Annotated in this window: 14 protein-coding genes; 5 read left to right on the top strand and 9 right to left on the bottom strand. The window is 34.7% G+C overall.

The window, feature by feature from the left end:
• Positions 1-17 precede the first annotated feature (17 nt).
• The 7 genes from rlmN to rpsT form a co-directional block, all read right to left on the bottom strand.
• Entirely contained in the window at positions 18-1,064 is a 1,047-nt protein-coding gene (gene rlmN / locus EU98_RS01880) for a 23S rRNA (adenine(2503)-C(2))-methyltransferase RlmN (protein WP_032516247.1), read from the bottom strand.
• Positions 1,065-1,093: 29 nt separating this feature from the next.
• A complete protein-coding gene (locus EU98_RS01885) occupies positions 1,094-1,246 on the bottom strand; it encodes a high light inducible protein (RefSeq protein ID WP_011863593.1) in 153 nt (50 codons plus the stop codon).
• Positions 1,247-1,300: 54 nt separating this feature from the next.
• Positions 1,301-5,401: a DNA-directed RNA polymerase subunit beta' gene (locus tag EU98_RS01890; RefSeq protein ID WP_032516246.1), complete on the bottom strand. Its 4,101-nt coding sequence runs from the start codon at positions 5,399-5,401 to the stop codon at positions 1,301-1,303.
• Between the two features lie 34 nt (positions 5,402-5,435).
• The gene (locus tag EU98_RS01895) at positions 5,436-7,340 is read right to left on the bottom strand and encodes a DNA-directed RNA polymerase subunit gamma (protein ID WP_032516245.1); all 1,905 of its coding nucleotides are present in this window, start codon (positions 7,338-7,340) and stop codon (positions 5,436-5,438) included.
• Positions 7,341-7,378: 38 nt separating this feature from the next.
• The gene (rpoB, locus tag EU98_RS01900; RefSeq protein WP_032516244.1) at positions 7,379-10,672 is read right to left on the bottom strand and encodes a DNA-directed RNA polymerase subunit beta; all 3,294 of its coding nucleotides are present in this window, start codon (positions 10,670-10,672) and stop codon (positions 7,379-7,381) included.
• 222 nt (positions 10,673-10,894) lie between these two features.
• Positions 10,895-11,704: a TatD family hydrolase gene (locus EU98_RS01905; RefSeq protein WP_032516243.1), complete on the bottom strand. Its 810-nt coding sequence runs from the start codon at positions 11,702-11,704 to the stop codon at positions 10,895-10,897.
• A 16-nt stretch (positions 11,705-11,720) separates the two neighbouring features.
• On the bottom strand, positions 11,721-12,014 hold the full coding sequence (rpsT, locus tag EU98_RS01910; protein ID WP_032516242.1) for a 30S ribosomal protein S20: 294 nt from the start codon (positions 12,012-12,014) through the stop codon (positions 11,721-11,723).
• 120 nt (positions 12,015-12,134) lie between these two features.
• On the opposite strand from rpsT, the gene hisD reads away from it, so the two are divergent.
• On the top strand, positions 12,135-13,421 hold the full coding sequence (gene hisD, locus EU98_RS01915; protein ID WP_032516241.1) for a histidinol dehydrogenase: 1,287 nt from the start codon (positions 12,135-12,137) through the stop codon (positions 13,419-13,421).
• Here hisD and rpiA read toward each other — a convergent pair.
• Both rpiA and EU98_RS01925 read right to left on the bottom strand, forming a co-directional pair.
• Positions 13,418-14,131 carry a ribose-5-phosphate isomerase RpiA gene (rpiA, locus tag EU98_RS01920; protein WP_342665656.1) on the bottom strand — a complete coding sequence of 238 codons (714 nt, stop codon included), beginning with the start codon at positions 14,129-14,131 and terminating at the stop codon, positions 13,418-13,420. The genes hisD and rpiA overlap by 4 nt on opposite strands.
• Before the next feature lie 46 nt (positions 14,132-14,177).
• Complete coding sequence (locus tag EU98_RS01925) at positions 14,178-15,308, bottom strand: trypsin-like peptidase domain-containing protein (protein ID WP_032516240.1); 1,131 nt, start codon at positions 15,306-15,308, stop codon at positions 14,178-14,180.
• Between the two features lie 160 nt (positions 15,309-15,468).
• Here EU98_RS01925 and rimP point away from each other — a divergent pair, with 160 nt between their 5' ends.
• The 4 genes from rimP to EU98_RS0109120 all read left to right on the top strand — a co-directional run.
• Complete coding sequence (gene rimP, locus EU98_RS01930; RefSeq protein ID WP_032516239.1) at positions 15,469-15,936, top strand: ribosome maturation factor RimP; 468 nt, start codon at positions 15,469-15,471, stop codon at positions 15,934-15,936.
• Between the two features lie 36 nt (positions 15,937-15,972).
• Positions 15,973-17,376 carry a transcription termination factor NusA gene (gene nusA, locus EU98_RS01935; RefSeq protein WP_032516238.1) on the top strand — a complete coding sequence of 468 codons (1,404 nt, stop codon included), beginning with the start codon at positions 15,973-15,975 and terminating at the stop codon, positions 17,374-17,376.
• Positions 17,373-17,645: a YlxR family protein gene (locus EU98_RS0109125; RefSeq protein WP_072165468.1), complete on the top strand. Its 273-nt coding sequence runs from the start codon at positions 17,373-17,375 to the stop codon at positions 17,643-17,645. The genes nusA and EU98_RS0109125 overlap by 4 nt, the downstream gene beginning before the upstream one ends.
• A 61-nt stretch (positions 17,646-17,706) precedes the next feature.
• Positions 17,707-18,732 (top strand): translation initiation factor IF-2 N-terminal domain-containing protein (locus EU98_RS0109120; RefSeq protein WP_032516237.1); only part of this gene is annotated, 1,026 nt, incomplete at its 3' end.

Genomic DNA, 18,732 nt, shown 5'->3' with positions numbered 1-18,732 from the left:
ATTTTTATTAGATAATATTATTTAATTTTTGAATTTTGTCTTAGCTGACCACATGCAGCATTTTTATCAAGACCTCTGCTTTTTCGCAAGCTAACAGCGATGCCACTGTTAATAAGTCTAGATTGAAATAATTGGAGATTTTTTAGAGAGGTTCGTTTAAATTCAACCTCGTCAATTTGGTTATACTGTATTAAATTTACGTGACATTGAAAACCCTTCAGCAAATTACTTAATTCATAAGCATGTTCAAATTTGTCATTCACCCCACTTAGCATTAAATATTCAAAACTTACCCTACGACCAGTTTCTTTTACGAATTTCTTACAGTCTTCGATTATATTTTTGATTTCATAGTTTTTTGCACTAGGTATTATCGTCTCTCTTGTTTTTTGGTTTGAAGCATGAAGGCTAATTGCTAATGTAAATTGACAATTACCCAAAATTTGAAAAGACTTTGTTGATAGTTTACTTATCATTTTTGGAACAGCTACTGTGCTTACAGTTATCCTTCTCTGACTGATCTTAAAATCATTATTTATAGATCTAATTGACAAAAGTAAGTCATCAATATTCAACAATGGCTCGCCCATACCCATGAAAACAATATTAGTCACTTTTCTATTCATTTCATTTTCGATAAATAAAATTTGATCTAAAATTTCACTTGCTTTTAAAGATCTCTTCAAACCTTCCTTGCCAGTTGCACAAAATTTGCAGTCCATTGGGCAACCAACTTGACTAGAAAGACAAGCAGTTAATCTTTTTTCAGTTGGTATACCAACGCACTCAATACTTTCATTATCGTCTGTAGAAAGTAACAACTTTAAAGTGCCATCTTTAGCTAAGTTTCTTTCTTTAACAATCAGCTCACTTACCTTAAAGCCATCATGCTTTAACTTCTTTCTAAAATCTAAAGGTAAAACTTCTATTTGATCAATATTTTTGTTCTTATTTCTATAGTTATAAATCCAAGAATATATTTGGCGACCCCTAAAAGCAGCCTGCCCATAATCTAAAGCTACAGTTTCTAAGTCCTTAATACTACTTCCAAGAAGATTTTTCAAATTTAGTAGTCTTTATTTAAAAACTATTTTCACCATAACAGCAAACCGTGTTTTAGAAAGAATTCTGTAAGAATAAGGGCAATAAAACCAATCATGGCCATTCTTCCATTAAGTCTTTCATTATAAAAATGGAAACCATAACGGGGTAATTTTCTTTTGGGTACAATCTCTGGCTTAATCATCACTTACAAATTCAAAAAATCATTCTAGTCACTAAAAACAATAATAGACAATATTTATTCATCAGAAAGAAGACCCTCCTCCTGCAATCCCTCCAATGCGGCAGGATCTGGTAATTGATCTTCAGAAAATTGATTTTCAGCATTAGGCCTTGCGAAGGCTGCAAAATTACTCGAAGAAGGATCGATTCCATGTCGATTTCTCGTTGTCTCCAAATCTTCATCACTAGGATCATCAAGTATTGAAGTAGAGCTAACGGCAGGTGATTGTGGCATATCAACTGTATAATCTGGCCTTAAGTTCTGTGACCTTCTGTAGCCACCAGATTCTTCTGCAAGAATATCGGGATGAGGACCAGCCTCTGAGGCTAATTCCTCCACAAAACCACTAAAACCTGTACCTGCAGGTATTAATCTACCGATAATAACATTTTCTTTTAAACCTCTTAACCAATCAGATTTACCTTCAATCGCAGCTTCTGTAAGAACCCTTGTTGTTTCTTGGAACGATGCTGCTGAAATAAAGCTATCTGTATTGAGAGAGGCTTTAGTAATGCCCAACAAAACAGGAGTAAATTCTGCTGGAGCTCCTCCTGTAATTGCCATTGCTTGGTTTGTATCTTCAACTTGCCTCAACTCTATGAGTTCACCAGGTAAAAGAGTAGTGTCTCCAGCATCTTCTATACGGACTTTACTTGTCATCTGTCTAACAATAACTTCAATATGCTTATCATCGATTGCTACACCCTGCGACTTATAAACATTTTGTACCTCACCTACCATACTTCTTTGTAATTTTGATATAGATTCTCGCGCTGCATCTATTAGAGGTTTTTGATCTTTTAAATCATTAAAATAGCAATCTAATAATTCATGTGGATTAATTGGACCATCAGTTAAAGATTCTCCACCTTTAACTTGTTGTCCATCACTAACCATTATATTTTTCCCAATTAATAGTTGATATTCATTCACTAAATCATCTTTTTCAATAACTGATAAAGAAACTGATTCTTCATCATTACCTTGTTTAATCTGAACAATTCCAGATTTTTTACATAGGATTGCTGAATCTCTAGGTCTCCTAGCTTCTAATAACTCTTCAATACGAGGTAAACCTTGTACGATATCTCCAGTTTTCTGCCTTTCAAAAACAAGTAAAGCTAAACCATCTCCCCTAAGAACCAAATCTCCGTCTTTAACATGTAAAACTGAATCAGGAGAAACCATATAAGGCCTACCAAGTCTTAAGATTACTGAACTATTAGAAATTTCTTCTATTTCTCCACAAGAAGTTGATTTTACAGAATCAGAAATAGGATCACCATCAACTACACGATCACCAACTTTAACTACTGCTTTACCACTAATTTGAATTTTAATTTTATCTTCTTCTCTTTCAACAATTAACCTTCTTATTGGCTCATCATCAACAACATTTGGTAATTGAACCAACCCCTTCTCTTTGCAAAGAATTTGAGTAGTAGCTATTACATCTCCTTCCTTTACCATTTGGTCATTATTGACTTGCAGTTCTGTATGTGTTGAGCCGTGACTGGAATCAGACATAGTATCTCTTCTTACAAGAATAGACTCCAATATTACTAAATTTAATCTATTGATTGATTTGTCATTTTTATCTTCAATTGACTCGACGTCAATAGTCATCTGAGGAGTAGCATTAAAACTTTCAATACTTAGATGTGTTCTAAGTAATTCAACCCCTTCAACTGATTTTATCAATTCGCCGTCTTTGTAGGTAAGCCTTTGGATAGCTTTTAAGCCTAAATGTGGACCTTTTTCCTGTTTAACATGTGATAGCTGGGGTAATTCCGCCTGGTCAGGAATAGTAAATTCTTCAACGGTTCTTAATAACAAGCCTCGACATTTAGGTGTTTCTAATTTTTGAACAAATAGAATTTCTTGATTATCAACACCATCTAAAATCTTTTCGCCTGGATTTACTAGATTTCCTTCTTCTGAAAATCTATTCAAAACTTCTTCATCATCACACTCATGAAAAGTTCCATTTCTTACAGTTATTTCGCGAAGGATATCATTTTTTTGAGTAACACTTACAATGCCAGATGTTTGACTAAAAATATCTTTTACAACTTCTGTTCCAGCTTCAATCCATTTCATATCTTCAATCATTAGAAGAGATATATCCTTATTGATTTCATGTGTTTCTTGCGGAATCCAGAGCAATGTCCCTCCCTGACTTACTTCAAAACCATTCTTAGATGATCTCGCTTTTTTGACGCTTAATCCCGGTGCATATTTTACTAGACCACCAGTTTTAGTGCGGAACCTTTCATCCGTTAAATCTGCTATTACCTCACCATTACTGATTTTACTTCCTGGGGAAACGTTTAAACGATAAGATGTTCCTTCACTAGATTCCAAATTATATATTTGACCTGAGTGAGTAGTTTCTTCAATTAATTTAAAATTAGTTAAGGACATTGAAGTAGTAACTATCTGAACTTCTCTTGAATCTCCTATTGATTCTCTTAATCGAACTTGTCCGCCAAACTCACTTGATTGACTTGCTTCTGCCAAAACTGTCCCTTCATCTACAGATTTTCCAGATGATACAACCGGTCTCGCATTTGGTGGCAAGTTATATACATCTCCAGCTAAAACCCACAATCTGCCTAATCTTTGAGCTTTTAAGGTAATGTTACCCTGCCTATCTGTTACCTCCTTTGGTTGAATAACCTTGTCGTACTTAACTTGACCAGCTAAATCACAAACAACATCTTTAGTTGCTTTTTCAACACTCTTTTTAACGGCTCCAGCAGTAATCTGTGCAACAGTTATATCAGAACTAATTTCTTCACCGTCATCTACAAATAAAAGCGATCCACTAGAAACTTCAATTTTTTGAGCTTTGCCAGAATTATTTCCTTGAGGAACTATCTTGACTATAAAATCAACTTCCGCTTGTTTTGCTTCTACGCCATGTGGAGTTCTATAACCTCTAATCTTTGCTTTTGAACTAAATTCAACCTTACCAGAAATTTTTGATCTTACAACTCCACTTTCGGCAGTTGATACACCTCCAGTATGGAAAGTTCTCATTGTCAATTGAGTTCCTGGCTCGCCAATGGATTGAGCAGCAATAATTCCAACTGCCTCGCCTAAATCAACCAAATGATTATGAGCCAACGCCCATCCGTAGCACCTCCTACAAACTGATCGGTTGGCTTCACATGTTAATGGGGATCTTATTTTTACTTCACGAATAGATGATTTCTCAATTTCTAGCGACAATGAAGGATCTATAGCAGTGTTTTGAGGAACAACAAGGTTTTCTTCAGCATCAAAAATATCCTCAGCTGTAAGCCTACCAAGAAGCCTTGCCCCAAATTTACCATCTTCAGCTTCAATAACTATTGATCGTTCCGTTCCACAATCTTCTTCTCGTACAATTACATCTTGAGCAACATCAACTAATCTTCGAGTCAAATAACCAGAGTCTGCAGTTCTTAAGGCAGTATCCACCAAACCTTTCCTTGCTCCATAAGAAGAAATTACATATTCAGTAACAGTAAGTCCTTCTCTAAAATTAGTTCTTATTGGAAGGTCAATGATTTCTCCTTGAGGATTAGCCATCAATCCCCTCATACCAACAAGTTGTCTTACCTGAGACATATTACCTCTTGCTCCTGAATTAGCCATCATCCAAACGGAATTTAGTGGATCATTTTGATTAAAATTATTCTTTACAGCATCTACCAATCTTTCATTAGTTTCAGTCCAGGTATCTATAACTTTTGTGTGCCTTTCAACTTCGGTAATTTCACCAAGTCTATAGCATTCTTCTGTAGCAGATATTTGTTCTTCAGCTTGTCCTATTAAATCTTGCTTAGCTTCAGGTACTTTTAAGTCATCTACTGATATAGAGACCGCAGCTTGGGTAGCATATTTAAATCCTAAATCCTTTAGATTATCTGCCATGGCTGCAGTTATAGCTGTTCCATGAGTTTTATAAGCCCAGGAGACTAAATTTTTTAAGGCTTTCTTATCAACTACCTTATTTTTAAATGATGGAGGCGTTTTAGCGAGCGCAGGCATTTTAACTGGATTGTTCTTTTTTGAGTTTTTAGTAGTTTTACGTACTCTGGATGTTTTTTTAGGTTTAGATGAAGTCATGATTTTTAAATAAGTGAAAAATAGTTCTTAAAGATTACGTTTGAGATACAGAATCGATGATGGTATAGTTCATAACTACTCTCCCAACAGTTGTCAGCACAAATCTACTTATTAAATTATTATCAGAGTCAAATCTATCTCTTCTTAAATTCCAGATTTCTAATCTTGAGCCATCTTCTAGCTCTTTAGTTTTTTGTGGGCTAAGCATTTCTTCTTCATCTTCAACTTCTCCATTAAATCTAACCCAAACCCATTCATGCAAGCTGAGTCTTTTATCTTCAAAGGCAAAAATGACATCTTCTAATGAAGCAAAAGTAGTCTTATTATCTCCAAATTCTGGTTTTTGATAATTCGGTTGCAAAGCCGTCAGATAATAAGATCCTAAAACCATATCTTGTGATGGAGTCACAATTGGTTCCCCAGTAGCAGGAGAAAGAATATTATTACTAGCCAACATAAGCATGCGTGCTTCAGTTTGTGCCTCTAAAGCTAAAGGAACATGAACTGCCATTTGATCTCCATCAAAGTCAGCATTGAATGCAGGACAAACCAAAGGATGAAGTTGTATTGCTCTACCTCCAACTAATTTCGGTTCAAAAGCTTGAATTCCTAAACGATGCAGCGTAGGAGCTCTATTTAAGAGTATTGGATGACCTTCAATAACTTCCTGAAGTACCTGCATAACTTCGTCATCAGCTTTTTGTATTAATTTTTTTGCAGCTTTAATATTATTCACAATATTTTGTCGTATCAATCTATGGATTACAAAAGGCTGAAAGAGCTCTATTGCCATTTCTTTTGGGAGGCCACACTGATGCATTTTTAACTTAGGACCCACAACTATTACAGATCTTCCTGAATAGTCAACACGCTTTCCAAGAAGATTCTGTCTAAATCTTCCTTGTTTTCCTTCAATTATGTCACTTAAGGACTTAAGAGCTCGATTATTTGCTCCAACAACCGTCCTCCCTCTTCTGCCATTATCTATAAGGGCATCAACTGCCTCCTGAAGCATTCTTTTTTCATTTCTTACTATAATTTCAGGAGCTAAAATTTCTTGAAGCCTAGCTAGTCTATTATTTCTATTTATAACTCTTCTATATAAATCATTTAAATCTGAAGTTGCAAATCTTCCTCCGTCAAGCTGAACCATAGGTCTAAGATCAGGAGGTATAACTGGTATTGCATCTAAAACCATCCATTCTGGTTTTGCATTAGTTGCAATGAAATTATCAATAACTCTTATCCTTTTTATAAGTTTTGCCCTCTTTTGCCCTTTGCTATTAGTAATTTCTTCTCTCAGTTCCTCAGCAACCTGATTTAAATCAAGGTCCTCAAGTAATTGCTTCAGTGCCTCAGCACCAATTCCAACAAAAGGTTCATTTTCTATAGTTGAATCTTCAGCATAAATTTCATCTTCAATTTCCAGCCATTCATCCTCAGTGAGTAATTGCTTATATTTAAGTTCTTTATGATCTCCTGGATCTAAGACGACATAACAATTAAAATAAACTATTTGTTCTACATCCCTGAGCGGAATATCCAACAGTATTGCTACATAACTGGGGATTCCTTTCAAATACCAAACATGAGAAACTGGTGCAGCGAGTTTTATGTAGCCCATCCTATGTCTTCTGACTCTACTTTCAGTTACTTCAACCCCACATCTCTCACAAACAATGCCGCGATGTCTTACTCTCTTATACTTTCCACAATGGCATTCCCAATCTTTAGATGGCCCAAAAATCTTTTCACAAAATAATCCATCCATTTCTGGTTTAAGTGTCCTGTAATTGATAGTTTCAGGTTTCGTAACTTCACCAACTACTTGTCCATTGGGTAATGTCCTCTGACCCCAATCCATTATTCTCTGTGGAGAAGCTATTGAAATTTTGACGTAATCAAAGTGATTTTCAGTTCTTAAGTTGCTGTTTGTCATTTTAGGCGATTTTTAATTAAAAAGTTTTAATTGAGTATTTAATCTTCCTCATATTCAGAGGTTCCGAGTGATTCGTAAGTCGGTCTCGATGGAGTATTTCTTCTCGGATTAACGTCTTGCATTAAATCTACCTCTTTTCCTTCGTCTGTATAAACCCCTATATCCAAGCCTAAAGATTGTAATTCCCTCATGAGAACTTTAAATGACTCAGGAGTACCAGGCCTTGGGATCGGTTTACCTTTTACGATCGCATTAAGCGCTTCATTTCTTCCTTGCATATCATCGGATTTAACTGTTAACAATTCCTGAAGAGTATAAGCGGCTCCGTAAGCTTCAAGTGCCCATACTTCCATTTCCCCAAGCCTTTGTCCACCTTGCTGAGCTTTACCGCCCAAGGGTTGCTGCGTAACCAAAGAGTAAGGACCAGTAGATCTTGCATGAATTTTATCATCAACCAAATGGACTAATTTAAGGAAGTGAGAGTATCCCACAGCAACTGGCTGATCGAATGGTTCCCCTGTTCTACCATCTTTAAGTAATAACTTCCCAGGATCTTCAGGATTGTAAACCCATGCTTTACCTGGCTGTTTTGAAGCTTCCTCTAAAAATGCTTGAACAGTTTGATGTGATTTTTCAGCACCATACATTTCATCAAATGGAACAACTTTAACCCGGCAATTTAAGTTAGAGGCTGCCCAGCCCATCAATAATTCAAACACTTGACCAACATTCATCCTACTTGGTACTCCTAAAGGATTAAGAACTATGTCCACAGGGGTTCCATCAGGTAAATAAGGCATATCTTCTCTTGGTAAGATTCTGCTAATTATTCCTTTATTCCCATGCCTCCCAGCCATTTTGTCACCCACTTGAATCTTTCTCCTCTGAGCTACATAAACTCTAACAACCATGTTGGCCCCAGGAGGTAATTCATCACCTTGTTCTCTTGTATAAATACGAACATCCAACACCCTTCCCTTTTCAGTTTTAGGTACCCTTAGGGAATTATCTCTCACATCTCGAGCCTTTTCACCGAAAATAGCTCTTAACAGTTTTTCTTCAGGGGGTTGGTCTGATTCCCCTTTTGGAGTCACTTTCCCTACAAGAATATCTCCACTCTCGACAAAAGCACCAATCCTAATAATTCCCATCTCATCAAGATTATTCAAGCTTTCTTCAGAAATATTAGGAATCTCTCTTGTGATTTCTTCAGGTCCTAGCTTCGTTTGTCTTGCTTCAATTTCATATTTTTCAATATGTACTGAGGTATATAAATCGTCAGTTACCATTCTCTCGCTAACAAGTATGGCATCTTCGTAGTTGTATCCTTCCCAGGGCATGTAGGCAATTAAAACGTTTTGACCAAGTGCTATTTCCCCTCCTTCACATGCGGATCCATCTGCTAAAACCTGACCAGATATAACTTTATCTCCAATTTTCACTATAGGCCTTTGGTTGAGGCAGGTATCTTGATTTGATCTTTGATATTTCTGAAGATAGTGAAAATGTTCATTACCATTATCATCTTTAACGACAATCTCATTAGCATCTACATAAGATACAGTTCCATTGACTTTTGTTATGGGAACCATTCCCGAATCTCTTGCAACTTGAGATTCTAAACCTGTCCCAACTAAAGGACGTTCTGGCCTTAGTAATGGAACGGCTTGGCGTTGCATATTAGATCCCATGAGAGCTCTATTAGCATCATCATGTTCTAGAAAAGGAATAAGTGAAGTAGCAACTGAAATTACCTGAACTGGAGAAAGCTGAACGTAATCAACTTGGTGAGGAGGTACTTTTTCAAAATCCTGTCTATATCTTACTGGTATTAGATCTGCAATTATATTGCCGTCCTTGTCAGTTGCTACGTCTCCTGGCGCAACCCTACACTCATCTTCTAAATCAGCTGAAAGATAAACCGGATTACCTTCCTTATGAACTTTACCGTTATTAACTTCCCAAAAAGGCGTTTCAATAAAACCGTACTCATTAACTCTTGCATGGGTAGCTAAAGAATTTATAAGTCCTGCATTAGGACCTTCAGGAGTCTCGATAGGACATAATCTTCCATAATGTGAAGGGTGAATATCTCTTACCGCAAAGCCTGCTCTTTCACGAGTTAAACCGCCTGGACCTAATGCTGAGATTCTTCTCTTGTGTGTTAATTCAGCTAAAGGATTAGTTTGATCCATGAACTGACTTAATTGACTAGAGCCAAAAAATTCCTTTATGGCAGCAACCAAAGGTTTGGGATTGACTAGTTGAGCGGGAGTTAAAGAATCTGTTTCTCCCACAGTCATTCTTTCTTTGATAATTCTCTCTAAACGATTAAGTCCCACCCTTACTTGATTTTGAAGAAGTTCTCCTACAGATCTAACTCTTCGATTACCAAGATGGTCAATATCATCCAAACTAGCGCCGCCAATATCCAACTCAAGATTAATTAAATAATCAATGGTAGAAAGAACATCCTCATGGGTAAGTGTTCTAACATCATCTGGAACGGTAAGTCTCAATTTTTTATTTATTTTATATCTACCGACTCGGCCTAAATCATATCTTTTGGGATCAAAGAATCTACTGTGTAATAACTGTTGTCCGCCAGAAACAGAGGGTGGTTCACCAGGACGTAGCTTCTTGTATAGTTCAAGTAATGCCTGATCTTCTGAATTAATACCCTCGTCATTAGCTGAATCAATTGAGTTTTGATAAAATTCGGGATGCCTAAGTTTATCGACCACATCATTATCTGAAAGGCCCATCGCTCTCATAAGTACATGAGCATTAATTTTTCTAGTTTTATCAACTCTCACATAAAGTAAATTATTTTTGTCAGTCTCAAATTTTAACCATGCTCCTCTATTAGGAATAACGCTAGCATTGTAAGTTCTTCGACCATTTTTATCCAGTTCATCTTTGAAATATACTCCGGGACTTCGAACAATTTGATTAACAATAACTCTTTCGGCACCATTGATAATGAAAGTTCCTCTTTCAGTCATTAATGGTAATTCGCCAATAAATACTTCTTGTTCCTTAATTTCCCCTGTCTCTTTATTAATTAATCTGCAAATTACGTACATTTGGGATGCAAATGTAGCATCTCTTCTTTTGGCTTCCTCAACATCATGTCTAGGTCTTTTTAACCTGTACTCTTCGCCGATAAAATGTAATTCTAGTTTACCTGTGTAATCAGAAATGGGAGAAAAATTTTGTAATTCTTCTATTAAACCCTTTTCCAAAAACCATTTAAAGCTTGCTCTTTGTACTTCAACTAAATCTGGTAGATAAGTAGCTGTTTTTGCTACCTGTAAAGCGCTACTGCTCATCCAAGAAAACTGCGATTTTGTGAGATTTACTATTTACTTTAAATCTACTCAATAAATTAGTTCTTTAACATTTCACTTAAAATGAAATCAACAAATAAATCTCGATTTCAACAAATAAACCATCTAATACAGAAGAATTAAATTTTGTTTAATGTTGATAAATCATTAACTGTGCAAGTTAAAGTCAAAAAAATTAAGAAAAATTTCCAGTAATTCTTAATATTAACAGCTGCTGCGTCTACTTAACAAGTCAAATTTAAACAAATCTTCAGCATTCTTATATGATTCTTTAGCAATTGTGGTTAATTCAGTAGATCTTAAAACTGCCATATAATTGGCAACATTTTCAACAAATGCAGGTTCATTTCTTTTACCTCTGAAAGGGACAGGCGCTAAAAATGGTGAGTCAGTTTCAATTAAGTATTTATCATTTGGAACTATTTTGGCACACTCATGAATTTCATGTGCTTTTGGGAAAGTGACTATACCACTAAAACTTATGTAAAATCCAAGCTTCAAAAATTGCTTCATTTCTTTTTGAGTTCCTGTCCAACAATGAAGTACACCATTAGGACATTTTCCTTTTTTAGAGAGATCACTACAAATTTCAATCATTTCATTTGCAGCATCTCTGCAATGGATAATTACAGGCAATTGCAGTTCATAAGCTAACTCCATTTGCGGAATAAGTGCTTCAATCTGCTGAGTTTTATTTTCATTTTTAAAAAAATCCAAACCTAATTCCCCTATAGCTACAACTCGTCTATCTTCTAGAGCTGATTTTCTTAGAAGAGATTTTGAACTTTTTTCCCATTTTTTTGCTTCTAAAGGATGCAAACCAACTGAATAGTAAATTTCATTAAAATCATGGGATATTTTTTTCAACTTTGGAATTTCTGTTAAATCACAACAAGCATGAACTAATTTTCTTACACCTCTTGAACGCAATCTTAAAACAACGTCTTCAAGATCTTTCTCAAAATTTTCAAATATTAAATGACAGTGGGAGTCTATGAGTTCTATATCGCTCATAATATGATCTGTCTTTTTACTTTGTGGTAAGAGTAGTTTTTACAAAATTGTTGATTTTCGATTTTTTATTAGCACCGTTATTCTTGTGAAGAACATTTTTTTTAATTGCTTTATCAATTAAGCTAAAAGTTTTATTAAGACTTGTTTTCACTAAATTTTTGTTATCTTCATTAGGGTTTTTTGCATATTTTTCGCAGTTCTCTAAGGTTTTTTTGGTTAAAGTCCTAACAGTAGATTTATATGACTTATTTATTAAACGATTTCTTTCGGCAATTTGTATTCTCTTTTTTGCTGATTTGTTGTTGGCCACAGAGTATGCATAAATAGAAGATATTTATCATAACAAATAAATCGACTACAAATCAATCATATATAATTTAGAAGTTATTAAACTTGGTTTTGAGCCTTTCTATTTGAAAAAATTAAGCAAATGAAGATCATAAATAATAAAGAAGAAGCTATTGAAGAATTAAAAAGGATTTCTACTCGAACTAATTCAGATAACAATAATAAGATAAACACAATTGTTGAAGGAATTCTTAAAGAGGTGAAAATTTCTGGAGATGTAGCAGTAGAAAAATATACAAAAAAATTTGATGGTTTCGACCCTGACCCCATGCAAGTGAGTAGGGATCAAATAAAGAATTCATGGGACGAAATTGATAACAATTTGAAGCAATCACTTGTGGTAGCTCATAAAAGAATTCAAAAATTCCATGAAAAAGAAATTCCTCAATCTTTCACTATAAAAGGTGAATATGGTGATATCGTCCAAAGAAGATGGAGGCCAGTTAAAAATGCAGGTATTTATATTCCTGGAGGTAGAGCTGCTTATCCAAGTACGGTATTGATGAATGCAATACCTGCAAAAGTAGCAGGAGTAGAAGAAATTATAATGGTATCTCCTGGGAATAAAGAAGGGGAAATAAACAAAACTGTTTTAGCTGCAGCTCACTTATCAGGGGTCAGTAAAGTATTTAGAATTGGAGGAGCTCAAGCAATTGGTGCTTTAGCATTTGGCACAAATCAAATCAATAAAGTTGATGTTATTTCAGGTCCAGGAAATATATATGTTACAACTGCGAAAAAACTCATTTATGGCTCTACAGGGATTGATTCTTTAGCTGGTCCAAGTGAAATATTAATCATTGCAGATGAAACAGCTCAAAGCACTCATATAGCATCTGATCTACTAGCGCAAGCAGAACATGATCCTTTAGCTTCATCGATACTTCTCACTACATCAAAAAACCAGGCAAAAGAAGTTTTAGAAGAACTTTATAAAAAAATAGATGATCATCCAAGAAAAGAAATTTGCATGCAATCAATAAAAAATTGGGGTCTAATTGTGATTTGCGAAAATAACGAATCATGTGTTGAACTAAGCAATAACTTTGCCCCTGAACATCTTGAAATTCTTACTGTAGATTCAAAAAAAATTCTCGCAGGTATAGAAAACGCAGGAGCGATATTTTTGGGACAATGGACCCCAGAAGCTGTTGGAGATTATCTTGCTGGACCAAATCATACTTTACCCACGTCAGGTAATTCTAGATTTAGTGGTTCTTTAGGGGTTGAAACTTTTATGAAAAATACTTCAATAATAGAATTTAATGAAGAAAGTTTAAAAGTTAATAGCCTTGATATTATTAATCTTGCTAAAAGTGAGGGATTACATAGCCACGCTAACTCTGTACAAATAAGATTTGAAGATTAGCTAGCTCTTGAGGGTGAGTAAACGACTGGAATGTTGTTTTCAATTTTACCAACTAATACTTTGTCTGTAAGATCAACAAATAATCCATTTTCTAATACTCCAGGAATATTATTAATCTTCATTTCAATGTCTTTTGGATTTTTAATACCATCATTAAAAAAAACATCTAGGATGAGGTTTCCTTGGTCAGTAACAACTGGGCCAGCTTTTTTAGTAGCCATTCTTAAAGAAGAATTGCCATTCATTTCTGAAATGACTTCCTGAACTTGCTTCCAAGCATTTGGAAGAACTTCTACAGGCAAAGGGAAAGATTTATTTAGATTTTGTACAAGTTTAGTTTCATCAACAACAATCAATAATTGATTAGCTTTAGATGCCACTAACTTTTCTCTAACATGGCATGCTCCTCCTCCTTTAATTAATTGAAATCCTGGATCAACTTCATCTGCTCCATCGATAGCTAAATCAATTTGAGAAAGAGAAGCTAAATCGATAAGCGGGATATCCAGTTCAAGCGCTAAAACTTCTGATTGAAAAGAAGTTGCAACACCTCTTATATTTTGAAGTTTTCCGGAACGTATTTCATCAGCAAGGCTTTTTATCATTAACGCAGCTGTAGATCCAGATCCTAATCCGAGAACCATGTCACTCTTTACTTCACTTATTGCTGCATCAGCAACTACTTGTTTCATTTGAGTTTGTGTATCCAAAATCTTTTCTCTAATGGTTATAAATTATTAAATTTCAATGGGGGCTTTATGTCAAACCTGGAAGAGGTTCTGGTTTAATATTTATCTGTATCTCCTTATTATCTCTCAAAATATTTAAGAGCAAGACTTTTCCTATCTGAGCTTTTTCTACTTCATCCAGTAAAGCTTTAGGTTCTTTTATAGATAAATTTTCAGCTGCTATTACTAAATCACCTCGTCTTAAACCAGCTTTTTCAGCTGGGCTATTGGGTATTACTGATTGAATTAGAGCTCCGTTTCTTTCAGGTAATTGAACTAGCGAATTGGGGTCTCGATTATGTTCTTTAGCAATTCTAGGATTTAAAGAAATCAATTGTACACCCAAATATGGATGTATAACTTTCCCATTTTTAAGAAGCTGATCAGAAACACTTTTAGCTAGATTAATAGGAATCGCAAAACCCAAACCAGCTCCAGGACCACTTCTTACTAATGTATTGATTCCTATTACCTCACCATTTGAATTTATGAGTGGACCGCCAGAATTTCCAGGATTTATTGCCGCATCAGTCTGAATCAGATCTAGCCTTTTATCTGAAAACCCCAAACTATTAATGTCTCTGTGCAGACTGCTAACAATCCCTAAGGTAACTGTTTTTTCAAGACCATAGGGAGTACCAAGAGCTATTGCCCAATCCCCAACTTCAAGATCTTCAGAATTTCCAAGTGGAGCAAAACTATAATAAGCATCTTCATCAATTTTTACTAAAGCTAGATCAGTTACTGCATCTGTGCCCAAAACTTGACCATCACAAATAGATCCATCTGCCAAAGTAACTAAAACATTATCCACTCTTTCCACGACATGAGCATTTGTAAGGACCAAACCATTATCATTAATGATCACTCCAGAGCCTTGTCCTCTTTCTCTTTCAGGAGTAATTCCTTGGTCGCCAAGTAAATCTCTTAATAAAGGATCAAGTAAATTAGGATCAAATTGCTGCCTTTCTACCAACCGCTCAGTGTCAATTTTTACTACTGCAGGACTGATTTTTTTAACTGCAGAAGATACGAAGTTATTACCTTCAAAAGAAGTTAAAGCTAAAACATGAGAATTTTGAAATAAACTGAGTACACAAAAACAAATAATAAAGAATGTTTGGATTAAATTAATAAATTTAATCTTGAGAAACTTCATTTAATTAATATTTTTAACTTTATTTGATAAATCTAATTGAAGAAAAGGATTATTGTTGTTTTTTTGTTTACATCCATAAAATACAAATTTTAAATTTTTTTCTATAGAAAAAACTTCTTTAATGTGTGAAAATAAATTTTAAATAGATTTATAAATAAATTTGAATAAAGAAAACAAAAGTAAACTAGAGGCTCTAATAAAAAAAGTTGCTAATGAAAGGGATTTAGAAATCTGCGGTTTAAATATACAAACCAATCAAATTCCAATTGTTATTGAAATAACTATAAGAAAAACTAATGGGAATGACATTTCCTTAGATGATTGTGCGCTATTTAATAACCCAGCATCTGACGAGATAGAAAAATCAAATCTTTTAAATTGTTCATATGTGTTAGAAATTAGTAGTCAAGGGGTCAGTGATGAATTAACCTCAGAAAGAGACTTCAAAACTTTTAAGGGTTTTCCAGTTAATGTTGAGTTAAACCAAAAGAATTCAAAAATAAAATTCGTGAATGGTTTACTTTATGAAAAGTCTAATGATTATTTAGCCATTAACATTAAAGGTAGGATAAAGAAAATCCCTTTCGATGAAGTATTAAAAATTAGTCTTTGTACCTTAAAAGATTAATTATTTTTCAAACATTATTCAATTTTCCCATCATAGATGGCATTAGTTATTCTCCCAGGTTTAAACAATCTTATTGAAGATATTAGTGAGGAAAAAAAGTTACCTCCTAATATCGTAGAAGCAGCCTTGCGCGAAGCCTTATTAAAAGGATACGAAAAATATAGAAGAACTTTTTACATTGGAATTAACGAAGATCCATTTGATGAAGAATACTTTAGTAATTTTGATGTTGGACTAGATCTAGATGAAGAAGGTTATAGGATTCTATCAAGTAAGATAATTGTGGAAGAAGTTGAAAGCGAAGATCATCAAATATCTTTGGTAGAAGTTAAACAAGTGGCTGATGATGCTCAAATAGGAGACACGGTTGTTTTAGACGTTACTCCAGAAAAAGAGGATTTTGGACGAATGGCTGCTTCAACCACAAAGCAAGTTTTAGCGCAAAAATTAAGAGATCAACAAAGAAAAATGATCCAAGAAGAATTTGCAGATTTGGAAGATCCCGTTTTAACTGCAAGAGTTATAAGATTTGAAAGACAATCAGTAATAATGGGAGTTAGTTCAGGTATTGGTAGACCTGAAGTAGAGGCCGAACTTCCTAAAAGAGATCAATTACCAAATGATAATTACAGAGCTAATGCAACTTTCAAAGTATTCTTGAAAGAAGTTAGCGAAATAGCCAGAAAAGGACCACAACTTTTTGTAAGCAGAGCAAATGCTGGATTAGTCGTTTATTTATTTGAAAATGAAGTTCCAGAAATTCAAGAAGGTACAATAAAAATTGTTGCTGTTTCAAGAGAAGCGAATCCTCCTTCAAGAGCTGTTGGGCCAAGAACGAAAGTAGCTGTAGATAGTGTTGAACAAGAAGTTGACCCTGTAGGTGCTTGTATAGGAGCGAGAGGGGCAAGAATCCAACAAGTAGTAAATGAATTAAGAGGAGAAAAAATTGATGTTATTAAATGGTCATCTGACCCAATACAATATATTTTAAACTCCCTAAGTCCTGCGAAAGTCGATCTTGTGAGACTCGTTGACCCAGAAGGTCAACATGCTCATGTACTAGTTCCTCCCGATCAGTTAAGTCTCGCAATAGGTAGAGAAGGACAAAATGTAAGACTTGCAGCAAGATTAACTGGTTGGAAGATTGATGTTAAAAACTCACATGAATACGATCAAGAAGCAGAAGATGCTGCAGTCTCTGAATTAATCATTCAAAGAGAAGATGAAGAAAATCTCCAGCGAGAAGCTGAGCTTAGATTAGAAGCAGAACAAGCTGAGCGTGCTGCAGAAGATGCAAGATTAAGAGAGCTTTATCCACTTCCTGAAGATGATGATGAATATGGACAAGAATCATATGAAGAAGAGACCTTCTCAAATAGCGATCAATTAGAGACTATTCAAGATGGTGAAATATCCGCCAAAGAGGAGAAAAAACGGTGATACAACAAATCCCTGTTTTGCGTGTATGCATTTCATGTAGAAAAACATATGACCGGAAAGATCTTTTAAAGATTACTAAAGATCATAAGCAAGGCATCATGCTTCAAAAGGGAATGGGGAGATCAGCTTACATTTGCAAGTCAAAAAAATGCTACTCAGATTCAAAGATCAAAAAAAAGCTTCAAAAAGCTTTAAAAACATCTTTAGAAACTGAATTTATTGAAATTTTTGAAAAAGAAATTACAAGCTACAATAACTACCCCCATTAAGGGAATATAATTAAATTAATTCCTCTTCTATTTCAAAAAAAAAGAGTACAAATCAGATTAAATGACTATCAGCGATAAAATCAGAATTTACGAACTTTCCAGAGACTTAAATCTGGAAAATAAAGATATACTTGATGCCGCTCAAAAACTTTCAATTTCAGTAAAAAGCCATAGCAGTTCTATTAGTGCAGAAGAGGCAAAAAAAATTAAAAATCTTATTAATAAAAAGAATTCAGATAAAAAAATACTTTCCATTAACAAACCTTCAATTAAAAAAGATAACTATAAACAAAACAAGGAAGATAAATCTCCTGTTATCTCTCCCAAAAAAGGGAAACCCCTCAAAGATAATTCAAACATAAAACCATTATTGATAAAACCACTTAATAAGCCTGAGAATGTAAAAATAATTTCAAATCAACTACAAAATCCCAATAAACCTAATTTTGTTAACAGTTCACAATCCCGATCAAATCTTACAAATTCCAATAAAAAACCTTCACAAAATTTCAACCAAGATAAAAAAACTCTCGAAAATAACACAACCCCAACTATCAAAAGTCCGGCAAAACCACCTATTCAATTAATTGCAAAGCCTAAAAATATTAACAATAATGTTAAATCTAATGAATCTTCCCAGAACATCTCCAGTGCAGGGGATAAAAGACGACTATCGAACAAACCTGATCAAAATACCAACAAACCTAAAACAAAAAATTTTGATAATAGAATGAAGACCCCTGAGCTTGTAGGAGCTCCAATTAGAAGAGAAGATCCAAAAATAAATCCTAATAAGCAAAATAATCATAGGCAAAACATTGCTTTTAAACAAACTACATCAAACAGACCTGGTTCTCCCAACAGACCTGGTATGCCCAATAGGCCTGGTTTAAGAAACAAACCTTCAGATCAAGGCAGACCTGGCTCCTTTAATAGGCAAGGCAATTCAAATAGACCTGGTTCTCCAAACAGACCTGGTATGCCCAATAGGCCTGGTTTAAGAAACAAACCTTCAGATCAAGGCAGACCTGGCTCCTTTAATAGGCAAGGCAATTCAAATAGACCTGGTTCTCCAAACAGACCTGGT

The organism is Prochlorococcus marinus str. MIT 9314, from assembly GCF_000760035.1.
Taxonomy (GTDB): domain Bacteria; phylum Cyanobacteriota; class Cyanobacteriia; order PCC-6307; family Cyanobiaceae; genus Prochlorococcus_A; species Prochlorococcus_A marinus_B.
The sequence above is the reverse complement of the archived record's forward strand: the minus strand, read 5'-3'. Positions and strand labels throughout refer to the sequence as shown.

Bases quoted from the DNA above. Each gene is read 5' to 3' on its own strand.
- EU98_RS01885 (WP_011863593.1), bottom strand. From the start codon at position 1,246: ATGATTAAGCCAGAGATTGTACCCAAAAGAAAATTACCCCGTTATGGT.
- EU98_RS01895 (WP_032516245.1), bottom strand. From the start codon at position 7,340: ATGACAAACAGCAACTTAAGAACTGAAAATCACTTTGATTACGTCAAA.
- hisD (WP_032516241.1), top strand. From the start codon at position 12,135: ATGAAGATCATAAATAATAAAGAAGAAGCTATTGAAGAATTAAAAAGG.
- rpoB (WP_032516244.1), bottom strand. From the start codon at position 10,672: ATGAGCAGTAGCGCTTTACAGGTAGCAAAAACAGCTACTTATCTACCA.
- EU98_RS01905 (WP_032516243.1), bottom strand. From the start codon at position 11,704: ATGAGCGATATAGAACTCATAGACTCCCACTGTCATTTAATATTTGAA.
- nusA (WP_032516238.1), top strand. From the start codon at position 15,973: ATGGCATTAGTTATTCTCCCAGGTTTAAACAATCTTATTGAAGATATT.
- EU98_RS01925 (WP_032516240.1), bottom strand. From the start codon at position 15,308: ATGAAGTTTCTCAAGATTAAATTTATTAATTTAATCCAAACATTCTTT.
- EU98_RS01890 (WP_032516246.1), bottom strand. From the start codon at position 5,401: ATGACTTCATCTAAACCTAAAAAAACATCCAGAGTACGTAAAACTACT.